At 58.9% G+C, this 22,379-nt stretch carries 17 protein-coding genes; 11 read left to right on the forward strand and 6 right to left on the reverse strand.

Annotated elements, in window-relative coordinates:
• The coding region (locus GSF27_RS16275; protein WP_202410513.1) for a VCBS domain-containing protein at window positions 1–2,929 on the forward strand (2,929 nt) is incomplete at its 5' end.
• Window positions 2,930–3,037: 108 nt separating this feature from the next.
• Complete coding sequence (locus tag GSF27_RS17925; protein ID WP_160971116.1) at window positions 3,038–5,794, forward strand: HD domain-containing phosphohydrolase; 2,757 nt, start codon at window positions 3,038–3,040, stop codon at window positions 5,792–5,794.
• A gap of 16 nt (window positions 5,795–5,810) precedes the next feature.
• Here GSF27_RS17925 and GSF27_RS16285 read toward each other — a convergent pair whose 3' ends face one another.
• A complete protein-coding gene (locus GSF27_RS16285) occupies window positions 5,811–6,764 on the reverse strand; it encodes a D-hexose-6-phosphate mutarotase (RefSeq protein WP_160971118.1) in 954 nt (317 codons plus the stop codon).
• A gap of 233 nt (window positions 6,765–6,997) precedes the next feature.
• Between GSF27_RS16285 and GSF27_RS16290 the strand changes: the two genes are divergently transcribed.
• From GSF27_RS16290 to GSF27_RS16305, 4 genes are read left to right on the forward strand one after another with little or no spacing between them, the layout of a single operon-like run.
• On the forward strand, window positions 6,998–7,552 hold the full coding sequence (locus GSF27_RS16290) for a dimethylamine monooxygenase subunit DmmA family protein (protein ID WP_160971120.1): 555 nt from the start codon (window positions 6,998–7,000) through the stop codon (window positions 7,550–7,552).
• Window positions 7,552–8,508: a PDR/VanB family oxidoreductase gene (locus GSF27_RS16295; RefSeq protein WP_160971122.1), complete on the forward strand. Its 957-nt coding sequence runs from the start codon at window positions 7,552–7,554 to the stop codon at window positions 8,506–8,508. The genes GSF27_RS16290 and GSF27_RS16295 overlap by 1 nt, the downstream gene beginning before the upstream one ends.
• Window positions 8,509–8,511: 3 nt before the next feature.
• Window positions 8,512–9,531 (forward strand): DUF3445 domain-containing protein, encoded by a 1,020-nt coding sequence (locus GSF27_RS16300; RefSeq protein WP_160971124.1) that lies wholly within the window; start codon window positions 8,512–8,514, stop codon window positions 9,529–9,531.
• A gap of 48 nt (window positions 9,532–9,579) precedes the next feature.
• Window positions 9,580–9,999, forward strand: coding sequence for a multidrug efflux SMR transporter (locus GSF27_RS16305; RefSeq protein WP_304627214.1), 420 nt, complete (start codon window positions 9,580–9,582; stop codon window positions 9,997–9,999).
• A 235-nt stretch (window positions 10,000–10,234) separates the two neighbouring features.
• Here GSF27_RS16305 and GSF27_RS16310 read toward each other — a convergent pair whose 3' ends face one another.
• From GSF27_RS16310 to GSF27_RS18125, 5 genes are all read right to left on the reverse strand, one after another.
• The gene (locus GSF27_RS16310; RefSeq protein WP_202410514.1) at window positions 10,235–10,585 is read right to left on the reverse strand and encodes a cupin domain-containing protein; all 351 of its coding nucleotides are present in this window, start codon (window positions 10,583–10,585) and stop codon (window positions 10,235–10,237) included.
• A gap of 74 nt (window positions 10,586–10,659) precedes the next feature.
• Complete coding sequence (locus GSF27_RS16315) at window positions 10,660–12,024, reverse strand: NAD(P)/FAD-dependent oxidoreductase (protein ID WP_160971126.1); 1,365 nt, start codon at window positions 12,022–12,024, stop codon at window positions 10,660–10,662.
• A gap of 280 nt (window positions 12,025–12,304) precedes the next feature.
• Window positions 12,305–13,081 (reverse strand): PAS domain-containing protein, encoded by a 777-nt coding sequence (locus GSF27_RS16320; RefSeq protein WP_160971128.1) that lies wholly within the window; start codon window positions 13,079–13,081, stop codon window positions 12,305–12,307.
• Window positions 13,082–13,092: 11 nt separating this feature from the next.
• Window positions 13,093–13,764, reverse strand: coding sequence for a response regulator (locus tag GSF27_RS16325; RefSeq protein ID WP_160971130.1), 672 nt, complete (start codon window positions 13,762–13,764; stop codon window positions 13,093–13,095).
• 28 nt (window positions 13,765–13,792) lie between these two features.
• Window positions 13,793–14,953: an ATP-binding protein gene (locus tag GSF27_RS18125; RefSeq protein ID WP_160971132.1), complete on the reverse strand. Its 1,161-nt coding sequence runs from the start codon at window positions 14,951–14,953 to the stop codon at window positions 13,793–13,795.
• 392 nt (window positions 14,954–15,345) lie between these two features.
• Here GSF27_RS18125 and GSF27_RS16335 point away from each other — a divergent pair, with 392 nt between their 5' ends.
• The 5 genes from GSF27_RS16335 to GSF27_RS16350 all read left to right on the forward strand — a co-directional run bounded on the left by GSF27_RS16335 (window position 15,346) and on the right by GSF27_RS16350 (window position 22,369).
• Window positions 15,346–17,670, forward strand: coding sequence for a DUF1989 domain-containing protein (locus GSF27_RS16335; protein ID WP_160971134.1), 2,325 nt, complete (start codon window positions 15,346–15,348; stop codon window positions 17,668–17,670).
• A 68-nt stretch (window positions 17,671–17,738) separates the two neighbouring features.
• A complete protein-coding gene (locus GSF27_RS16340; RefSeq protein ID WP_160971136.1) occupies window positions 17,739–18,098 on the forward strand; it encodes a cupin domain-containing protein in 360 nt (119 codons plus the stop codon).
• Window positions 18,099–18,349: 251 nt separating this feature from the next.
• Complete coding sequence (locus tag GSF27_RS16345) at window positions 18,350–19,690, forward strand: ammonium transporter (RefSeq protein WP_160971138.1); 1,341 nt, start codon at window positions 18,350–18,352, stop codon at window positions 19,688–19,690.
• 12 nt (window positions 19,691–19,702) lie between these two features.
• Window positions 19,703–19,870, forward strand: a complete 168-nt coding sequence (locus GSF27_RS17755) for a hypothetical protein (RefSeq protein ID WP_202410515.1) — start codon at window positions 19,703–19,705, stop codon at window positions 19,868–19,870.
• Window positions 19,871–20,170: 300 nt separating this feature from the next.
• Window positions 20,171–22,369, forward strand: a complete 2,199-nt coding sequence (locus GSF27_RS16350) for a patatin-like phospholipase family protein (protein ID WP_160971139.1) — start codon at window positions 20,171–20,173, stop codon at window positions 22,367–22,369.
• The last annotated feature ends 10 nt before the right edge of the window (window positions 22,370–22,379 follow it).

Below are 22,379 nucleotides of genomic sequence, written 5' to 3' on the forward strand. Positions count from 1 at the left end.
GGCCTGGCTGCATTTTGATGCGGCGACTGCGACCTTCAGTGGTACACCTGCCAATGGTGATGTGGGCACCACGCAAGTGACGGTAATTGCCACCGACAGGCATGGTGCCCAGGTCAGTACCACCTTCGATCTGACGGTTCATAACGTCAATGACGCGCCGACTTTAACCCGTGCGGTAACCGATCAGGTCATCGACGAGCACAGCGCCTTCAGCTGCACAGTGCCACCGGACACCTTCACCGATATCGATAGCGGCGACACACTGACACTATCGACCGGCACCTTGCCAGCCTGGCTGAGCTTTGATGCCTCTACCGGCACCTTTACCGGCACACCCGGTAATGGCGATCTCGGCACCACGCAAGTCACTGTGACGGCGACCGACAGTGCGGGTGCGCAAGTCAGTACCACCTTTGACCTGACGGTCAACAACGTCAACGATCCGCCGGTGCTGGCGCCGGTCAGTCACACCGCGGACGAAGGCAGTACCACCTTCTTTGGTAGCCTGACGGCAACCGATCCCGACGCCGGTGAGACGTTTACTTATAGCACGAATACTGGCGCGCCGGGGTTCAATCTAAATCGCGACGGAACCTATAGTTTTGATCCGTCCAACGGTACCTATAATCACCTGGCGGCGGGTCAGCAGCAGGATATCCTGATTCCGATCACGGTCATGGACAGCCATGGTGGTGTGGGTGTTGGTCAGGTGCAGATAAAGTTAATTGGAACGGACGATGCGCCGAAGGTTGCCGGACATACGCAGGTTTCATTGGCGGAAGATGCCCGGGCGTACACCAGTCAGTTGAGCTTTTTTGATCCGGATTCGCAAAACAGCGTTGAGTATACGACGACCGCGCATGTACCGGGATTTACCCTCAATGCGGATGGCAGCTGGGTTTTCGATCCTTCCGATGCGGCTTATCAATCGCTGGCGGAAGGTGAGCCTAAAACCTTGGTTATTCCGGTTACGGTAACCGATAGCACGGGGGTGGGTTCTACCAGCAGTAATGCGATTACCATCGAGCTGACGGGTACCAACGACGCACCCGTGGTAAGCCACGTCATTACGGCGCCGGCAGCGCATGAAGGCGCAGCCTTCAGCTTTGGCATGCCGGCGGATACGTTTGCCGATGTCGACAGCGGCGATACGCTGACCCTGTCCACCGGCACCTTGCCGGCCTGGCTGAGTTTTGATGCGGCGACCGGGACTTTCAGTGGTACACCGGACAATGGCGATGTGGGCACCACACAAGTAACTGTGACGGCCACCGACAGCCACGGGGCGCAAACGACTACCACCTTTGATCTGACAGTTAATAACGTCAATGACGCACCGACGCTGAACCCCATCAGCAGTGTTTCAGTACAAGAAGATGGTATTCGCGCCCTGGGAACCATTACCGCGCAGGATGCGGATGCCGGCGACCACCTGACCTACTCGATTGCCAATCCGGTGGATGGACTGGTTTTCAACGCCGACGGAAATTGGCAGTTTGATCCCTCTCACGCCACATACCAGTCGCTAACAGATGGTCAGGTACAGACACTTACGATTCCTGTCACCGTAACGGATGCTGCTGGTGCTACCGACACCCAAAATCTGGTGATTAGCATTACCGGGACCGATGACCGCCCCGTATTCAGTGGGGCGGTGGGCGGTTCGGTGACCGAAGACACCGCCATCAGCACCGGCGGCCATCTGGTGGTCAGTGACACCGATAGTGGTGAATCAGCGATTGTTCCGCAAACCAATGTCGCCACCCAGTACGGGACGTTCAGCATTGATGCGGATGGCAATTGGCAATACCAGGCTAACAATAATGACCCGGTGGTTCAGAACCTGAATGCCGGCGACTCGTTGAAAGATACCATTCGTGTTGTGACAGCGGGTGGTGATCACGTGGATATCTCAATCGTAATTGATGGCGCTGATGAGGCGGCTTCCAATCCGGTGGTGACCGCTCAGCACGTGGTGGGCAACAGCTTTGTTATTCAGTCGACAGATAGCTCCGGGGGCTTTGCGCTGGATCAGTTCAGTGGCGCTACCATGACCTACTCCGGTGGTACAGCGGCTATTGATCCTGCCACAGGTATGGTGCAGATCTCACCCACCATGACCGGCAACCCTCATGATGCCCACTATGGTGAATTTGAAATTTATCAGCACGGCGTACATGTGGCTGATGTGCATGTCACCAGCTGGAATCACGCGCACACGCCGTCGCAGATTGAAATTATTCCAATTGTGAGTCCGGCACCACCACCTCCACCGCCGCCCACAGCGCGAATGGTGGATGTCAGTTCGACAGATGCCTTTGTGTCGGCGGATCAGCCTGATATTGATGATGCAGGCGATTTCGTGGTCTTGCACGGTGTAGCGACAGACGATGATTCTGCGTCACAGTTGCACGCTCAACTCCAGGGGGACCTTGCTGCCAACGGGGAAGAGGCCACACCGGCGACTGATCACGATACAGCGACCGTAGACCTCACTGCCGGGGGAGATGACTCGCTGGTTGCAGATCAGGATACATCCATTAGCGGAAGTGCGCCGGATCATGATGCCCTGGCGGCGGCGCCCCCGGAGAACGTGGAGGGCTCGGGCAATGATTACCTCGATCTGTTCAAGGGTGCCGGGGCAGAAATGCACGACTCTGTGGCGGCTTCTACGGGTCCCGATGAAACCTTCGGTGACAGTCTGGTGGATGTGTTCACCAGCCACGGTGCTGTGATGGATGATCACTCGGCGGTGATTGGCGGGATGGACCCTGCGGCGCTGGCGGACTTTCTCGACCAACAGGACCAGGCCGCCAATCCGCAGGACGACTCCCACACCGCGGTCATATCACCGGACGATGTTGCTGCGGGGCTCGACCCCTTGCTGGATGACCCGACATTGACACCAGACCATACTCATCATCAGTAGAGAATAGCAGCGGAAGGGCATTACCACAGTCGCAGTGACGCTGCTGCTGTGGTTGGTGTCCCGTAAATACCAAAGGCTAATACAAAGGAAATCCATGGCATGAGGCCAGTGTCGTTACGCGTTCATCTTGTGGTGGCATTCACCGCGTTGGTGGTGGTGGTTGGGGGATTAATTGGTTGGGAGTCACAACTGCGCACACGGGCGATTCTGAAAGAGTCGACCCATACGCTGATTGATGCCATCAGTGTGCAGGTGCAAAGCAGGATGACGGCACGCCAGCAGCGCTCCGAGATCTCACTGGCGCTGCTGACACAGACGCCGGAAATGGGATCGCTGGACAGCGCCATGAAGTTGCAGTCACTGAAACTGCTGCGGGCTGTTCTGCAGCAGTTGCCATCGGCGGTATCCGTCTACAACGGGTACGAGAACGGTGATTACCTGTTGTTGCGGCGTCTTCATCGGGATCACGACAAATTTGCAGCGCCCGCTGCCGCGGTTTACACGCTGCAGGTCATAGAGCGGGACAAGGGCGAGGCCTGGTTCCTGCACATGGATGCCGACTTGCAACCGGTGCTGTGGGTGGATCGACCCCAGGCGCTGGATTTCGACCCCAGACTGCGTCCCTGGTATCGGGATGCCCTGCGCCAGCAGGGCGCCATCAGTACAGCACCCTATACGTTCTTCACCAGCGGTGAAACCGGCTTCTCCGTCGCGCAACAGTTTGCCGACCGCGGCGCAGTAGTGGGTGTGGATTTGCGCCTGAGTGACCTCAGTGCCATGTTGGGGAATTTGCGTCCACAGCCCGAAGCGCGGCTGGCATTGGTGGACAGGACAGGCCGTGTGCTGGTGTCGGATCAGCCGGATAGCCATCAGGCTGCCGCGCCCTTTGCGGTGTTGCTCAGTGGCGCCGTGCAGCCAGTGCGTGGTGCGGAAGTGATGGTGAACGATGAATCCTGGCAGGCCAGCATTACACCTCTGGCCAACAGCAGCGAAATTTACCTGGTTACGATGTTGCCGGAGGCCAGTGTCTTGCAGGATGCCTGGAAGATGCTGCAGGACCAGCTGCTGCTGACTGCCGCCTTGCTGGTGTTGGGCTTATTGCTGGGTATCTGGTTCTCTAGCAGGCTTTCCAACGCGCTGGTGCAACTGACTAATCATTTCAACGCTGTGCGACAATTTGATTTCTCGGAGAAATCTCCGGTTCCAAGCCGTATCACCGAGGTCTACCGACTCGGAAAAAGCTTTGAGCAGTTGCGCCAGACCATTGCCCGTTTCCTGGATGTGACGGCCCATGTCGCCAGTGCCGGCAAGCTGGAAGAGCTGCTGCCGGAACTGCTGGAAAGCACAATGGAGGCGTCGCGTGCCGAGGCGGGCATTCTTTATATGTTTGAAAGCGACGGTGCCCGCCTGCACCCGGCGGTGGCCCGTCAGGAGGGCGCGGCGCGGGGTCGTGAGGGGTTGCTGGTGCTGGGTACGGAAGCAGGCTCCGTACACCTTGCGGACGCGCTGCGACAGGGTACGCCCCTCAGTGGTCACCTCAGTACCAAAGCTCTCCAGCACAGCACCGGTATGCAGCTGGCGGGGGAACAGATCTGGCACCTGGGCGTACCGCTCATCAATCGCCAGGGCGATAAGCTGGGTTTGTTGCTGCTGTTGAGCAACAGACCCTTTGACGAAGCGCGCAGCCGATTTGTCGAGTATTTGTCGGGCTTTGCCAGTGTCACCCTGGAGACCCGCGAACTGATTGCCGCACAGAAAGCGCTGTTCGATTCCTTTGTCAAACTGATCGCCCATGCGATCGACACCAAAAGTCCCTACACCGGCGGCCACTGCATGCGGGTGCCACAGATCACCCGCCTGCTGGCGGAAGCTGCCTGCGCCGAAACCGAGGGGCCGTTTGCCGATTTCTCTCTGTCCGAAGATGAGTGGGAGGCGGTAGAGCTGGCGGCGTGGCTGCACGACTGCGGCAAGGTCACCACGCCGGAGTTTGTGGTGGACAAGGCCACGCGCCTGGAAACCCTGCACGACCGTATTCATGAAATACGCACCCGTTTCGAAGTGCTGAAGCGCGAGCGCGAAGTGACCTGCTGGCAGGCCATTGCTGATGGTGCCGACCGCCAACAGGCACTGGCGGGTCTGATGAGCGAGTGGCAACAACTGGATGACGACTTTGCCTTTGTGGCGGAGTGCAACAGCGGCGATACCTTCATGTCGGAGGAGCGCCTGCAGCGGCTGCAACAGATTGCTGATACCCGCTGGACCCGCACCCTCAGTGATCGCCTGGGGTTGGGGCCGGATGAGGCGCGGCGGCTGGTGGATGTGCCTGAAGCAGGACTGCCGGTGCAGGAGCCGCTGCTGCAGGACCGGCCCGATCACCGCATCGAACACCTGCAGCCCGTTGTCTATCCGCCGGAGCTGGGTATTACCCTGCAACCGCAGGCGCTGCTGTACGATCGCGGCGAGCTGAAGAACCTGTCGGTGACCCGTGGCACCCTCACCGAGGAAGAACGTTTCAAGATTAACGAGCACATCATCCAGACCCTGATCATGCTCTCCAGGTTGCCATTCCCAAAACACCTGCAGCAGGTGCCGGAGATGGCCGCCGGTCATCACGAGCGTATGGACGGGCGCGGTTATCCCCGCAGCCTGCACGGTGGTGACATGAGTGTGGTGGCGCGGATGCTGGCAGTGGCGGACATCTACGAGGCACTGACCGCCAGCGATCGCCCCTACAAGGGGGCGAAGCCGCCGGAGGTGGCATTGGCCATCATGCGCGATATGAGCGCCAGCGGGCACATTGATGCTGAATTGATGGCGCTGTTCGAGCGCGCAGGAATAGCCGGGCTGTATCAGGCTGACAGTTAATGCCTGAACCGCAGATTCACCGGGCTTTGATAGTTTCTGCGATAGTTTCTGCCGCCAGGGTGACACCCAGGGTATGGGCGCTGCCCGGCGACAGGGTGACGCAATCTTCCAGGGCGTTGGCGGTTTCCAGGCACATCATGCTCAGGTAGTCGTCATCGGCGAAGTCTGACAGGCGCTTGGCTTTTTCAGTCCAGGGGTTCCACACCACCGTGGTCTGGCTACCGGTGCTGGTGAGGGTGAGCTGGCGTTGCCACGTTGGGTCTTTGAGGGTGATGGTCTGCGGGCAGTCGAGATAGATACGATCGGTTTCACCGGCCACTTCAATACTGCCTTGCTGGGTTTCTGTGGACCACTCTTTAAGTGTGTCGATATAGGCACAGTCACCCAGTCCCTCGACAGCGATATCGCGCACATCACTCACTGCCAGGTAGGTGTGCAGGGCGGCAGAGAGGTTAATGTCACCGTCGCTGCGATTGATCATCACCAGCTGGCAGCTGAGGCTGCTACCCACCACCAGCTCCAGTTGCAGATCGCATGGCGGACACTGGTTTGCTGTCAGTGCGGTCTGTGGCAGGGACAGGCGCAGTCGTGTCTCTGCATCCGAAAGGCACTCTACTTCATCCAGTTGCCACATGGCCTTGCGCACAAAGCCGTGGGGACTGTCGCTGCTGAACTGGGCCTTCACCGCCTCCGGGTTGCGTTGCAGATCGCCGAACCAGGGCCAGCACACAGGGATGCCACCGCGCAGGGGCGTGCCGTCCAGATAGCGGTTCTCCTCACCCAGCCACAGCACCGGCCGCTCCCCGGCCGGTGTGTATTCAGCCACTTGCGCGCCCTGCAGGAAGACAGTGGCTTTTCCCCCCTTGTTATGCACGGCGATGGCCACCAGCTCTTTCTGCAACTCAATGGTAATACCGGGTAGTTGGCCGAAGCGGGCATAGAGTTGTTGCAGTTGGTCGGCCAGCGACATAAGCGGGGCTCCTGTTGGGTGGGGGCGGAAATTGGGGGGCGGTTTTCCGGCCACCTTACCCGAAGTTAAGGTGGCGGGGAACTGCCCGGGCCTGCAGCAAGCTGTTGCCGTGACACTTACCCCATAGTGGGTACCCCTTCCTGAGAATTGGTTAATTTGCTGATGGAAATATTATTTCCCTATAGGAAATTACTTATCGAAACCACATTCCCCGGACAACTGCAGGAGGTTACATGCACACCGAGGCAGAACAGGATGCGGAGCCCGTTCTCGGGTACGAGGTGAAAAGTCGGCCGGTCTACCCGCCGGTGCAGAAAAACAGCCGCGCCAAATACCACCTGTTTGTCTGTCAGGGCGATATGCCTGAAGCCATGGCCTCGGTGGTGGAGGCCTGTGAAGCGGTGGGACACCGGCTGATTGAGGCGTCGGATCCCGTGACTGCGGTGCAGCAGCTGCAGCAGGTGACCCCGGAGTTGCCCCTGGCCACCTGCGCCTACGTGGCAGGGGATGAGGCCTTTATCTGGACCGTTGCGGAAGCGCTGGGTGCGGCGGGCATGATCCCGGAGCAAATACAGCCTTTTGCACCGGCGGACCGATCCCGCCATGTGTTCTGTTGTCACTGCTACCACATCACCAGTGGCGTGACACACACGCCAGCGGCCTGTGCAGGCTGCCAGCGACTGCTGGCGGTCACCGATCATTTTTCCCGCAAGTTGGCTGCCTACCGAGGCATTCAGATTAACGCCGAAGACCCGGCGGACATTCCGGAACCGATGGAGCTGAAGTGATGAGTGTTGATCCGATTACCGTCAAGGTCACCCGCATCCACCAGGTGGCGCCTGCCATTCGCGAATTCACCCTCACACCGGTGACAACGGCGCTGTCGGCCTTCTCGCCCGGTTCCCATGTGGTGGTGTCGATGCAGGGGACGGATAAATGCTTCAAAAATGCCTATTCGTTGTTAAGCGATCCGCGGGATAGCGGTGCCTATCGCATTGCCGTGCTGTTGCAGAAGCAGTCCCGTGGCGGTTCACGCTTTATGCACGAGCAGGTGCGTGAAGGGGATGAGCTCACCATCACCCCGCCTGCCAATCTGTTCGCCCCCCTGTGGGAGGCCCGCAAGCATGTGTTGATTGCCGGCGGGGTGGGCATCACGCCGTTTCTCTCCTACCTGCCGGAGCTGCAGCGTCGCCATGCCGACTTCGAACTGCACCACCTGTTCAAGGGCGATTACAACGGCGCTTACTGCGCGGAGCTGGCGGAGCAATTGGGCGAGCGCTACTTCGACTACGACTCCACGGCCGGGCGCAAATGCGACCTGGCGCAGCTGGTCAACGGTCGCCCCCTCGGAACCCACTTCTATGTCTGCGGCCCGCTGTCCCTGATTGAGGCGGTGCAGGCTGAAGCCCTGGTGGCGGGTGTGCCTGACAGCCTGATTCATTATGAAGAGTTTTCGACGCCGCAACCGGGGGCACCGTTTGAGGTTGAGCTCAAGGCCAGTGGCCGCGTGGTACCGGTGGCCTCGGAAGAGAGCATGCTGGAAGCCCTGGAGGCCGCCGGTGTGGCGGTACCCAATCTCTGCCGCGGCGGTGTCTGTGGCCAGTGTGCCTGTGCGGTAGCGGACGGCGAGCCGGAGCACCGGGACAATTTTCTGTCAGCCAGTGAAAAGCGCTCGGGCAAGCTGGTGATGCCCTGTGTCTCGCGCGCCAAAGGCCCGCGGCTGGTTATCGATATTGAGGAGTAAACGATGCGAGTAGCACCGAAAGAGATTCAGACATTTCGCGACGACTTTACCTACAGCAACAGCCCCCAGGCGATTGAGCGTTTTCCCTTTCCATTTCCCACCGATGAGTACCGTTACTCGGTGAATATCGAGCCACACCTGCCCAAGGGTGGAGAGGGCTCGGCCTATGAAAAATTCCTCGATATCGACGAGCACTATCTGTCGGAGATGGTAGAGCGGGACCTGGTACTGAAAGCCATGCCCGATCGCTGCCTGTCCATGCCGCACATGGATCTGGCGTGTTGGGACATGATTGAGCGCTGCATGGTCTCACTGGCGGAGGACTATCCGGACTATTTCAGGCTGGAGCGTAACGGCGATCACTGGACCTGGGACAACCGCCTGCTCAACCAGAAGGACAGTTTTGTCTTCGGTGACAGCAGTAGCCTGCCGCTGCCTCCGCTGGAGTACATTGGCCGTCAGCTGCAGGGGGATTTTGCCATTCTCGACCAGCGCGACGGCGACCTGTTTATGGATGCCGGTATTGTCACCTGTCCGGCAGACTGGTCCATCGCCTTTGATCAGGGCATGAGTTTTGCCGAGTGGCATGGCCCGGTGCCCATGGCGCATCAGGAAGGCGTGTTTGAGCGAGCCCTGAAGTACCTGACTGCCATTCAGGTAGGCAAACCGGTGCGTCGCCTTAACTGGACCCTCACCATCAATGCCCGCATGGACACATCGCCCGAGACCTATCACGAGTGGGGCTGTGACCGCACCACGGTTACCCCGGAAAACATTGCCGGGAAAGTTTACCTGCGGGTGGAGTTGCAGGTTCTGGATCGCATGCCGCGCAGTAATGCGCTGATGTTCAGTATTCGCACCTACCTGATGAGCCTGGAGGATATCTGCACCAACCCGGAATGGGCGCGCCGCCTGCACCGGGTGATGAAGACCTTGCCGGAGCCTCTGATTGAGTACAAGGGCCTCAGTCGCTACCACGATATGCTGGTGCAACACCTGTCGCAGTTCGACCGGGCCAACTGATCATCCCCTTCACGCGGGCGTTTGTCTCCGGGGCAGCGCCCGTATTTTTTGTCTGTAGGAAATGCACTATCAACAAGTGTGCTTCCCGTCAGCACAGACGAACGTTTTTCGAACGCTGAATTATTTAATGCCATTGCAGACAGGAGCGAAATTGTGGGCTGGATCTATCTGTTGATCGCCGGGTTGCTGGAGTGTTGCTGGGCTGTTGGCCTTAAGTACAGCGATGGCTTCACCAAACTCTGGCCATCGGCAATTACCATTATTTTGATTGTCTTTAGCCTGACTCTGTTGTCGCTGGCCATGCGCACCATTCCGGTTGGAACAGCCTACGCCGTTTGGTCAGGTATCGGTGCGGCGATGCTGGCGGTGTATGGCATCGCGTTTATGGGGGAGCCTGTGAATGTGGTGCGGGTGGCTTGTATTCTGATGATTATTGCCAGTGTGGCGGGGCTTAAGTATTTTGCTTGAGTGGGCGGCTGAATCAAGCAAGTTGGTTTCCAAAGGTTTGGTGGTTGGGTAAAAGATCGCGCGGGGGACCGCGCTCCTACAGGGTGCAAACTGATTTTTGTAGGAGCCCAGTGGCCCAGACCATCCTCTCTTCCAGCTGTGCTGGAATTCACCTTATCCTCTGGGGGATCTCTTGCACCTCACTGCAGAGTGCAACCAAAACCCTGCATTGACCGCGAACCCGTCACACGTAATCTCAACTCAACTTAATAACGAAGTGCTTGTAAACGGTCTTCCTGATTTCCCACGTCCCCGTAAACCCATCTTCCAGCATTGCCGCATCCCCCGGGCCAAAGGTCTGTGGTTCACCACCATCCGGTGTGATCACCACCTCACCCTCTATAAGGTGAATAAACTCCCAGGTGTTGTAGGTGGCCCGGTAGGTACCTGGTGTAGCTTGCCAGCAACCGGTAATCAGGGAGCCGTCAGGGCTTTTGTATTCGATCCAGGTTTTCATGGTGGGGGCGCCGTCGATCACTTCCCAGCCTTCCAGGTCGGTTTCAATGGGAGCAGCAGTCTGGTCAATCAGTTTGGTCAAGGTATTCACAGTGGTATTCCTCTAAGGAGCAGCCCCGGCGAAGTGCCGGGGCTGTTGATGGATAAAATCGGTGTGTAACGGCTTCAGCCAGCGCGGGAGATTTCACTCTTGTCCGTCAGGTAGGCCTCCAGCGAATCGTCCAGCGCATCAATCCACGGTGTGTGGTGTGGTGGTGATGGCGTGCCGGTCATCAGTGAGGGGAAGGAGTAGTCACGGAAGGTCATGATGTTCTCCTTCTTGTGCTTCTTCCATTTGAGGAAGGTGGCGTTGACGGCGGGAATGTCGAAGCTGGGATAGTCGGTGGCGTCGATGAGGTGCTGGATGTAATCGCCCTGGTAGGTGTACATCTCCTCGGCGGTTTCCAGCTGCAGCTCGCGCTCGCGCCAGGCAAGACTGTCGGCGGTCATCTCCTCTTTGGAGGGCAACGGGATACGACCGAGGATGATGTCCCGGGTGTACCAGGCCTGGGCATCAAACATATTGAAGCTGTACCACTGGTCCTGCATGCCGATGTAGAACAGTTTGGGGTTGGGCTCAAACGCCACGCCCTTGTAGAGGTCCAGCGGCCACAGGCGGTTGTTGGTTTTCAGGCGCAGTTCGTCCGGCAGGAAGGGGAAGTGGTGCAGGTAGCCGGTGCAGAGAATGATGGCGTCCACCTTGCGGGAACTGCCGTCGGCGAAGTAGGCGGTGTCGGTGTCCACCCGCTCCAGGCAGGGTTTCTCTTCCCAGTTGGCCGGCCACTTGTAGCCCATGGGGGCGCTGCGGTAACAGCTGATGAGGCTGCGGGCGCCGTACTTGTAACATTGTGAGCCAATATCTTCGGCGGAGTAACTGGCGCCTACCACCAGTACATCCTTGTCCTTGAACTCCAGCGCATCGCGGAAGTCGTGGGCGTGGAGGATGCGACCACCGAAACGCTCAAAGCCTTCGAACTCCGGCACATTGGGTGTGGAGAAGTGGCCGGAGGCACAGACCACGTAATCGAAAGTTTCGCTGTAGATGGTGTCGGTGCAGTGATCCTGAACGGTAACGGTGAAGAGGCCGCTGGCCTCGTCAAAGCTCACGTTGCGCACAGCGGTATTAAAGCGGATGTAATCCCGCACACCGGCCTTTTCCACCCGGCCCTTGATGTAATCCCACAACACCTCTCTTGGCGGGTAGGAGGCGATGGGCTTGCCAAAGTGTTCGTCGAAGGTGTAGTCGGCGAACTCCAGACACTCTTTAGGTCCGTTGGACCAGAGGTAGCGGTACATGCTGCTGTGGACCGGCTCGCCATTCTCGTCCAGTCCGGTGCGCCAGGTGTAGTTCCACTGGCCGCCCCAATCCTGTTGTTTCTCAAAGCAGACCAGTTCGGGAATGTCAGCGCCCTTGGCCTCAGCCGACTGGAACGCTCGCAGTTGCGCCAGACCGCTGGGGCCGGCACCGATGATTGCAACGCGGGTTGTCATGGGTCTCTCCATTTCAGTTGTGCCGTGCAGGCGTGTGACGCAGCCTGTTGGCAATGCGGTTTGACTGTGATGAGACCTAAATTAAAACGCCCGGGCGATCAGAAAAATTCCCATGAAGGGGTAAACAGGAGGGGGTAATTGGGGGGTAGTGTTCAGGACGCTGCGCTACAGGACGCTTCGCTACCAGGAAAGGCAAAAACATAATGCTGTAGAACCTGGAACCTGTAGCAACGCGTCCTGTAGCGATAGCGTCCTGGAACCTGTAGCGAAGCGTCCTCGCCTAATTACACTGCAGGATAACGCCTTCTACCCCCAACACCATCCCGCTGGAGGAGTAGAGCCCGCGCCCTTTGTCCCGCACGCGAATCTCTTCGCCACAGGCTTTGGTGAGGCGGTAATGGAGGTCGAAGGTATCCTGGTTTTGCAGGGCAACCTGTACCTGCTCCCAGACATTGTCTGCGTCGTCCGGGTGGATCATGGAGCCCAATGAGATGTGCGACTGGTTGAGCAGGCTCTCGGCGCTGTGGCCGGTGAGCAGTTCACAGCCACTGCTGACGTACTCCATGGTCCAGCTGTGGTTATTGCGGGAGCGGTAGAGCATGGCGGGCAGGCGATCCACCAGGCTCTGCAGGCTGCGGTGGCTGGCGGTGCGGACCTGTTCGTTGCGCACTTGCGGAGTAATGTCGCAGAGGGTGGCGGAGAGCGGGTAGAAACTGTCGTCGCGCATGGATTGCAGGCGCATCTCGCACCAGCGGATTTCGCCGCTGGCGTGCAGCAGGCGGAACCAGATCAGCTGGCTGCCACCCTCTGCCAGCTGCTCCAGTACCTGTTGCCAGTTGCCCAGGTCTTCCGGGTGGAGAAAGTCGGTGAAACACTGCTCCAGCGAGGCCTCCACGGCAAAGCCGGTGGTTTTCTCCCAGCACTGATTGACGGCGAGAATGCGATGCCGGTCGTCGATGGCAATCACCACATCGTTGAGACTGTTCAGCAGTTGCCACAGTTGTGACTCGGTGGGCTGTGCCGGGGCCGGTTTCAGGGCCCGCTTGAGTATCTCCATTGCGGCTCCTCTCAGCTCAGTAACTCTTCCGACAGATTCTTGTGTGCCCAGGCGGCCAGCTCAAGACGTGAGTGCATGTTGAGCTTGCGCAGCAGGTTTTTCACATACACCTTAACGGTACCGTCACTGATACCCAGTTCGCGGGCGATCAGCTTGTTGTTCAGCCCGCGGGCAATCAGCGACAGTGTTTCGCGCTCACGCTCGGTCATGTCATCCAGCGCTGCGTGATGATGACTGGCTTGCTGTGTGTGGTTTTCCCGTATGTGGGTAGCCAGCGAAGTGATGGCATCCACATTGAGCGCGACCTTGCCTTCTGCCACCGCCAGCAGGTGATCGAGGATATCGTCCGGCGGTGTGTCCTTTTGCAGGTAACCGTTGGCCCCGAAGCGCAGCGCCTCCAGCAGTTTGTCCTGATCGGTACAGGCGGTAATGATGATGATCTTCAGCTGGTCGTCACATTCGCGGATCTGCTTCAGCAGCTCCAGCCCTGATTTCTCCGGCATCTGCAGATCCAGCAGGAGGATGTCCGGGTAGACGTCTTCCAGGTTATCCAGCAGGGCAAAGGCGTTGTCGTACTCCGCCACCACCCGCATCTCGTCGCTGTCATTAAGCAGTTCGACCACGCCGCGGCGAAACAGGGGGTGGTCATCGACGACCACCACCGAGAGGGGGTTGCTGTGCATTGTCTGTCGCTCCCGGCTATTCGCCGATTCAGTGATCCAGGTCCAGCTGCAGGCACACGCTGGTGCCTCCCGCTGGCCGTGGAGTGATGTTGAGTGTGCCGCCGATACGCTCGGCTCGTTCGCGCATAATCTGCAGGCCGAAGCTGTCGGGTCGTGCTGCCTGTGGGTCGATGCCGGTACCGTTGTCTTCAATGGTGGCCTGCAGCAGTTTGCCCTGCAGGCTCAGGGTGACCCGTGCGTGTGTGGCATGGGAGTGACGCACCACGTTACTGAGGCTCTCGCGGATAATGTAGAGCGCCTGCAGGGTTTGTTGCGGGCTCAGCAGATTGCGCTGCAGACGGTTGTCCAGTTCGAAGACGATGGCAGACTGTTGCTCAAATTCACGGATGGAATTGATCACCCCCTGGGACAGGCTTTCGCTCTGCTGTGTCAGGCGCGCGGTGGTAATCAGCTCCCGGGTCTGGCGGTAAGCACAATGGGTGCAGCTGGCCAGCTCTTCGGTGATGGCTTGCAGGGCCGCATACTCCTCCGCCTGACACTGCTTGTGCAGGCGCGCGCTCTTCAGTCGCAGGTAGCCCAGGATCTGTGCCAGCGAGTCGTGTAGTTCTGCCGCGTAGATTGCGCGTTCGGCTTGCAGCGCCTCCCGCACCTTCTCCTCCCGTTGAACCCAGGCCTCTATCCCTTGCTGCAGGCAGCGCTCCAGATCGCAGGTGCGCCAGTTGAGCTGTTCCAGCGCGGGGATCTCACCCTCAAAGGCAAACAACAGCCAGAAGCGCTGCTGCTCGCTGTGTGCCAGCTCCCTGGCGATCACCTGCCACTGATGAGCGCCGTCTGTAATGCGCAGGGGAGGGGATGAGGAGCCCCGGTTGGAGCTTAACTGACGGTGCAACGCGGCTATATAGGAAGAAGCGGGTTTGCTCTGCTGGCCGTGATGCAGGATGGATTCGCCGTGGTTGGGGTGGCTGAGCAGGATCTGGATGCTGCCAGGGTGGTGCGGCAGGCGGCTGTTGAGCACTGGCTGCAGCTGTTGCAGGACAGCCGGCAGCTCTTCGCTGATGCGCTCGGCAGTGGCCAGTTGCAGCGCCAGCCGACCGTAATCGACCTCCGCGACAGATTCCCGCGCTACGGACTTGCGTCTCCCCGGGCTCCAGTGCCAGCCGGGTAACCATTGTTTCAGCTTTGTGCCCACTTACCCCGTCCTTTTATCCGGTCTGCTTGTTTCCGGTCAGCGTTGTTCCGCAGTGAAGGTGTTCAGCAAAGTGTATGAGGTGCTGGTCGGCGGCCGCTGCACGGTGCGCTGACCAGCGCGTTCGATCATCGGAACAGAGCACTATCCATGCCATTTCCCCTGCCGGGTGAGCCTTATCCCCAACGGAGTACTCACAGTGGAGGATTGTCCCAATAATACTGATGGTAAATATTTATGCTCAGCAAGAATAGTTTTCCCGGCCGCCAATCCGGCTGACAGGTCCCCCGCCACTTGCAAGCGCGGGGCACTTAAATGAGACAGGCGGGCTAGGGTTGCACCAACAGAGAGCGGGCCCAGGGCTACAGGCGCCGCCAACGAAACGGATCAGGGCTATGCAGGAATTGAGCAGCACAGACCAGTCAGAGAGCGGCTACTTCAATCTGCAGGTGGCGGCCGGGGGTCGTCGTTACCGCCTGGGCGGGCAGCAGGCACTGCGGTTGTCGCTGGCAGCGGGAGACCAGCTGTTGCTGCAGGGCGGCGATGGTGAGCAGGTGTGTGAACTGCTGGCGCTGGACAGCGATGGCAGGACGGTACCGCACCTGCTGGGCGGGCGCAGGCCAGAGCCATCGGTGGGCCTGCGGGCGCAGCTGGCGGGCGAGGGCAGCGCCGCCCGGCGCCTGTATGCCCAGCTGCAGGAGTGGGGCGTGGTCGACGCACAGCTGGATGCGGTGGTGCGTATCGCAACGGCTGAGGCCGTCACGCTGCAAGCCCAGGGGGAGCTGATATTGATCATCGCCGCCGCTGGCGCCGATATGACAGTGGATCAGCAGTCACCAGTAACGGACGTAGAGCTGACGCTGACGCCGGCCAGTCCACAGCAGGAGTATTTGCCCGAGCCTCTGGCCCCGGTACAGAGTGAGCTGCGGGTGAAGCGTGCCACGGCCCGCACCTACGAGGTCAAGGCGGGGGAGTGGATCCAGATTATCGATGTGGCGGGCAAGCAGTGTTCGGATTTTCTCGCCTTTGACCGCCAGGCGCTGGAGCAGGGCCAGGAAGTCGGGCTGGATGCATTGGCAACCCGCACAGTGCTGGGCCACAGCAACCCGGCACCGGGGTTATGGTCGCGCTTTCTTGGCAGTGATATGGCGTCGTTGGTGGAAGTGGTGCAGGACACCGTTGGCCGGCACGACAGTTTCCTGCTGGCCTGTACACCCAAGTACTACGAGGACAGTGGCTATTTTGGTCACGTCAGCTGCAGTGACAATTTCAACCGGGTGCTGGCGCCGTACGATATCCGCCCACGTCCCGGTTGGCCGGCAATCAACTTCTTTTTTAACACTGAAATCTCGCCCTGCGGCGCCGTGTTGATGGATGAGCCCTGGTCGCGTCCCGGTGACTATGTCCTGCTGCGTGCCAACCGCGACCTGCTCTGCGCCTCCTCCGCCTGCCCGGATGATATTGACCCCGCCAATGGCTGGCAGCCCACCGACATTCATGTGCGCATCTACGACGCCGGGCAGCAGTTTCCCCGCGCCATCGCCCATCGCATTACCCCTGAGGAGCTACCCCGTATGACCGAGACCACGGGCTTTCACAGCCGCGTTGCGGCGCTCACCAAGAAACTGACGGAGTACCGGGGCTACTGGGTGGCAACCGAGTACGAAGGCTGGGGTGCTAAAGCCGAGTATCTGGCCTGTCGCGAGCGGGTGGCGATGATCGATCTGTCCCCCTTGCGCAAGTTTGAAGTGACCGGGCCCGATGCCGAAGCGTTTCTGCAGTATGTGCTGACACGCAATGTGCGACGCCTGGCGATTGGTGAAATTGCCTACTCCGCGCTCTGTTACGAGACCGGCGGCATGATGGACGACGGCACCATCTTCCGCATGGGCGAGCAGGCGTTTCGCTGGATCTGCGGCGACCCCTACAGCGGTATCTGGATGCGCAAGCAGGCCAAAGAGAAGGGCTACCGGGTCAGTATCCGCAACTCCACATCACAGCTGCACAACATCGCCGTGCAAGGGCCCGAGAGTCGCCGCCTGTTGAGTGAATTGATCTGGACGCCGGAATCGCAACCCACCATGGAGACGCTGGCCTGGTTCCACTTCCTGATTGGGCGGCTGGGCGGTTCCACCGGCATGCCGGTGATGGTGTCGCGTACCGGCTACACCGGTGAGCTGGGGTTTGAAGTCTGGTGCCACCCGGATAACGCCGAACAGTTGTGGGATGCGGTCTGGGATAGAGGGCAGGCCTTTGATATTGCCCCTATGGGTTTTGATGCGCTGGACATGCTGCGCATTGAGGCCGGCCTGATCTTCGCCGATCACGAATTCTGCCCACAGACCAATCCCTATGAAGCCGGCATCGGTTTCACCGTGCCCATGAAAACCAAAGAGGAAAACTTTATCGGCCGCGAGGCGATGGCGCGTCAGGCACCGGAGAGTCGTCAGCGGCTGATGGGCCTGATTCTGGAGGGAGGTGATGGGGCCGCCCACGGCGACCAGGTCTACGTGGATCGCTGTCCGGTTGGCGTGGTCACCAGTGCCACACCCTCGCCGCTGATGGGCAAACAGATCGCCCTCTGCCGATTGGCACCGGAGTATGCCGAACCCGGCACGCGCCTGCAGGTGGGCAAACTGGATGGTCACCAGAAGCGTCTTGATGCCGAAGTGGTGAGCCTGCCGTTTCACGATCCCGAACGCACCCGTGTGCGTTCATAAACAGAGCAAACGCAAATCGATAGCCATTTAGTCACTACTGCCTATTTGTCACTACTGGAGGACACACCATGGCGCAAGCAATGACCTACTACAAACAGGCCATCAAAACCGAACTGCCCAGCATGAACCGGCCGGGTATCAACGCCTTCCTTGGCGACATCGCTGTCTCTGAGGACCCGGACAAAACCATTGCAGCGGGCTTTTACCGCATGGAGAAATCCGATGAGCCGCTGGTGTACGAGTACCACTACCACGAGATGAAAATCATTGTGGAGGGGGAGATGCTCATCACCGACGAGACCGGCAACCAGGTGCACGCCACCGTGGGCGATGTTTTCTATTTTCCCAAGGGCAGCGTCATTACCTTTCAGTCGCCCAGCTATGGCATCGGATTTTTCTGCGGCCAGCGCAAAGAGGGTGAAGGCTGACGCCAGCGGATGTATCAAAGTGGCTCAGGATTTTCGCAAAGACCCACTTTGGTGCTTGGTTAAACGAATGAGGAAAAATGCGACCGCAGTAACCGGTTGAAATGTAAAGAAATTTAAATCTGGGTACGGCTATTGCATTTCCTATTAAGAATTTTTTATTACTGAAAGTGCTTTTTTACAGTGCGTGCAACCGCTGTGCTAAAGGCACTTGCAGTGATGAAGACGGGTTCTAATCAACATCGGGGATCACTATGGACGAAGTACAAACTGCAGAGAAACTCGCGGAGTTACAAACTCTGATCGAGATGTCCGGCACCATCAATATGGAAGTGTTTTATTGGTGGTGTACGGGGTTGATGGTCATCATTCACGCCGGCTTCCTGGCGTATGAAATGGGTGCTTCGCGCCTCAAGAACGCATTGGCGTCGGGTGTGAAAAACATCCTCGCTTTTGCTTTTATCATTCCCACTTTCTTCTTCTTCGGTTGGTGGATCTACCTCGCCATGTACAGCGGCTTTACGCCGGACTTTGAAGCCGCGGCAGCGGGTTTGCCCTGGTCTACCAATATGGGTCCCAACCTGGCGGATAACGCCAGCGGTATCTTCTGGGGGGCGTTTGTACTGTTCGCGGCAACCACAGCATCGATCTTTTCCGGTGCGGTGATTGAGCGTATTCGTATGAGCTCGTTCATCATCCTGGCGATTATCCTCGGCTCCGTGGTGTGGATTCTGGGTGCGGCCTGGGGTTGGCATCCGGACGGCTGGCTCACCACCGAGTGGGGCTTCCACGACTTCGGTGCGGCCGGTTGTGTGCACATGGTGGCGGGTTTCTTTGCCCTCGGTGTAACCATTAACCTGGGTGCCCGTATCGGTCGCTTTGCACCGGACGGCACGCCGCTGAACATCACCGGTCACAGTGTGCCCATGAGCATCATCGGCCTGATGCTGATCATCGTTGGTTTCTTCGGTTTCCTCGGTGGCTGCATCATCTACAACACCGGTGCCCAGTGGACCACCATCTTCGGTACCCCTGTGACCCTGTCTGCGGTGAGCTTCAACACCCTGATGGCCTTCTCCGGCGGTATTATCGGTGCTTACATCATCACCCGTCAGCCTTTCTGGATGATGTCCGGTGCCCTGGCCGGTATCTTCTCTGCCGCACCTGGCCTGGACGTTTACTACCCGCCACTGGCCTTCCTGATGGGTATCCTCGGTGGGGTGATTGCGCCTCTGGCTGACAAGCTGCTCACCAACAAGTTCAAGATCGACGACGCTGTAGGTGCCTTCTCGGTGCACGGTGTTGGTGGCCTGATCGGTGTGGTTGGCCTGGGTGTATTCGCCGGTCTGCCCAACGTGGTTGAAGGTGCCCCTGCGGTAAGCTTCATGGGTCAGCTGAAGAGCGCCATCGTGATGGCCCTGCTGGGCTTTATCCCTGGTTTCGGTCTCTCCTGGGTTATGGCGAAAGTGGGCTTCCTGCGCGTACCACCGAAAGCCGAAGAAGCGGGTCTCGACCTGGTTGAAGTGCCGCTGGCAGCCTACCCGGAGTCGGTGCCAGCCAAGTCCTCCATTCCAACTGCTGCAGCTACTGCCTAAGGAGACAACAGCATGAACGTAAGTCCAATTACCAGCTGGGAAGGCGTTGAAGCCTACTTCACTTTCGCTGACAGTCCGGTGGCCATGGTGCTGATCCTGTCACTGGCAGTAGCGGTCACCTTCGGTACTATCCTGCACTCGGTGAAACACGAAAACAGCACCTACATCGACTACAAGTAGTTTTCACCACACCCATTTCCATTTGTAAGTTCTCTTCGCGCCGGCAATTGCCGGCGCTTTTTTTTGCCGCGGGAATCGTATCGCCCGTCAGGAGCGGGTGTCAGGGTTACGGTGGATATCAGCGACAATTGTCATGGCGCTTGCGGGTGACCATACTAGGCGCACAGGAAACATTGAGACCGGAACATGACCACCAACGGATCTGGATTCACTAGCCCGCATCTGCTTCTGCCTGCCACACTGCCTTCAGCCCGGTTCTGCCTACGTTTATCGCTCGCCGTATTCCTGGCACTGGCCGTTATGGTTTGCCAGGCCGCCGCTGAACCGCAGCCAGCCTACAACCTCTGCCCGCCGAACCTGGAGCGCCCCTGCGTTGCGCTGGTACTGGGTGGTGGTGGTGCCCGCGGCAGTGCCCATATCGGCGTGATCCGGGCATTGGAGGAGCATGGAGTGCCGGTGGATATGGTGGTGGGCACCAGCATGGGAGCCTTTGTGGGTGGGCTCTATGCATCCGGAAAATCACCGCAGGAGTTGCAGGAGCTGTTTGAGGCGGCGGACTGGAATGCCGGTTACCGCGACGACCTCAGCCGCAGCCGCATTCCCAATCGCCGTAAACGCCAGCTGGACGATTTTCCCATTCACCTGGACCTGGGCTTTTCCGATGGCCAGATCAAGTTGCCCAAGGGGGTGTTGCAGGGGCAGGGGATGAAGGGGCTGCTGGATGACATGTTGGGCTACTACCCGGAGTTTGACTCCTTTGACCGCTTGCCAATTCCGTTTCGCGCCGTGGCTGCCGATGCCGAGAGCGGCGAGGAGGTGGTGCTGAGTCACGGCGACCTGGCCACAGCGATCCAGACCTCCATGTCCATCCCCGGGGTGGTGCGTCCCATTGAGGAGGAGGGGCGGGTGCTGGTGGATGGCGGCGTTGCCAACAACCTGCCGGTGAGTGTGGCCCGCTCCCTGGGGGCAGAGGTGGTGATCGCGGTAAACATCGGTTCGCCGGGTATGAACAAGGATGAGCTGCAGTCGGGTCTGGCGATCATGCGGCAGCTGGTGGGACTGTTGACCCGGCAGAATGTGGAGTACCAGAAATCCCTGCTGACGGAGCGAGATGTACTGGTGGAGCCGGAGCTGGAGGGCATTACCACCTTCAGTTTCGAAAAGTCCCCGCAAGGTATCGAAGCGGGTTATCAGGCCATGCAGGCGCAATTTGCCGCCGACCCGGCCCTGCAGGCACTGGCGCAGCCGGACTACGCTGCCGAGCATTCGCAGACCGCCGAGGTGCGGGATCTCTATATTGATCGTGTGGAACTGGACAACCAGACCCGCCTCGCAGATGAGTACTTATTGCGGCGTATGGGGCTGGAGTCGCAGGGCAGTTATTCGCTGGATGAAATCCAGAAGGGCAGTGAGCGGCTCTACGGCCAAGGCACCATTGCCCGCATCAACACTTCAGTGCGCAGTACCGATGAAGAGGAGGTGCTGGATGTCTACGTGGGCGAGAAGGACTGGGGCCCGGGCTATGTGGATTTCAAAATGTCGTTTGAAGACGACTTTCACTCCTTCAGCCGTTATCAACTGGGTGCCTCTTATCGCCTGACCAACCTGTCGCCCTATGGTGCCGAGTGGTATTCCACCGCGGAGTTTGGCACTGACAAGGTATTTACCAGTGAACTCTACTGGCCCATGGGCAACACGGATTTTTACTGGGACGCGGCCCTGTCGCTGGAACGGCGGGTGAGCAGCTATCGGGAGGAGGGCAAATCCTTTGGCGACTTTACGGTTACCCAGCATGCGGTGGTTGGCGGGGTCGGCTGGAACCTGGCGGACAGTGTCGACCTGTTGGCGGGTGTTACCTACGGAGAGGGTACGCTGGAGTTGCCGGGATTGTATACGCTGTTTGATCCGGACCTGGATGAGCTCGACTACGATCAGCGTGGTGGTGTGCTGCGTTTTAACTTCGATACCCTCGATCATGCCACCTTTCCCCGGGACGGCTGGAAGCTCAACGCGCAGTTGGCCCGTACCCGGGATACGCTGGATGGTGAGCAGGATTACACCACTGCGCTGGACAGTGAACTGAATGGTGTCGGTTCCTGGCGCCGTCACAGCGTGCGTACCCAGTTGCGTTACCAGAGCACCATCAACGACGATCCGCTCTCCCTGCTGGGCTCCTTCAGCCTGGGGGGCTTCCTCAACCTCTCCGGCCTTGAAAAGAATTCGGTGGTCGGGCAACACGTGCGCTTTGTCAGTTTGGTCTACACCTATGAGATGGTCGAGAACGATTTCGGGGCCATCACACTGCCGCTCTACCTGGGTTTCTCAGCCGAAGCCGGCAACGCCTGGGCCAACAAGGACGACGTCGATTACGGTGATCTGATTGTCAGTAACAGCCTGTTTGTGGGCTGGGACAGTCCGCTCGGCCCGGCTTATCTGGCCTATGGCCACAGCAATGAAGGGGATAACAGTTTCTACATTTTCCTCGGTCATGTCTTCTAGGGGCTGAAGC

The organism is Pseudomaricurvus sp. HS19, assembly GCF_009857815.1.
Lineage (GTDB): Bacteria > Pseudomonadota > Gammaproteobacteria > Pseudomonadales > Cellvibrionaceae > Pseudomaricurvus.

Excerpts from the sequence above, each read along its gene's own strand:
- GSF27_RS16285 (WP_160971118.1), bottom strand. The coding sequence starts at position 6,764 with ATGTCGCTGGCCGACCAACTGCAACAACTCTATGCCCGCTTCGGCCAA.
- GSF27_RS16290 (WP_160971120.1), top strand. The coding sequence starts at position 6,998 with ATGCACACCGAGGCAGAACAGGATGCGGAGCCCGTTCTCGGGTACGAG.
- GSF27_RS16295 (WP_160971122.1), top strand. The coding sequence starts at position 7,552 with ATGAGTGTTGATCCGATTACCGTCAAGGTCACCCGCATCCACCAGGTG.
- GSF27_RS16300 (WP_160971124.1), top strand. The coding sequence starts at position 8,512 with ATGCGAGTAGCACCGAAAGAGATTCAGACATTTCGCGACGACTTTACC.
- GSF27_RS16315 (WP_160971126.1), bottom strand. The coding sequence starts at position 12,024 with ATGACAACCCGCGTTGCAATCATCGGTGCCGGCCCCAGCGGTCTGGCG.
- GSF27_RS16320 (WP_160971128.1), bottom strand. The coding sequence starts at position 13,081 with ATGGAGATACTCAAGCGGGCCCTGAAACCGGCCCCGGCACAGCCCACC.
- GSF27_RS16325 (WP_160971130.1), bottom strand. The coding sequence starts at position 13,764 with ATGCACAGCAACCCCCTCTCGGTGGTGGTCGTCGATGACCACCCCCTG.
- GSF27_RS16335 (WP_160971134.1), top strand. The coding sequence starts at position 15,346 with ATGCAGGAATTGAGCAGCACAGACCAGTCAGAGAGCGGCTACTTCAAT.
- GSF27_RS16340 (WP_160971136.1), top strand. The coding sequence starts at position 17,739 with ATGGCGCAAGCAATGACCTACTACAAACAGGCCATCAAAACCGAACTG.
- GSF27_RS16345 (WP_160971138.1), top strand. The coding sequence starts at position 18,350 with ATGGACGAAGTACAAACTGCAGAGAAACTCGCGGAGTTACAAACTCTG.
- GSF27_RS17755 (WP_202410515.1), top strand. The coding sequence starts at position 19,703 with ATGAACGTAAGTCCAATTACCAGCTGGGAAGGCGTTGAAGCCTACTTC.
- GSF27_RS16350 (WP_160971139.1), top strand. The coding sequence starts at position 20,171 with ATGGTTTGCCAGGCCGCCGCTGAACCGCAGCCAGCCTACAACCTCTGC.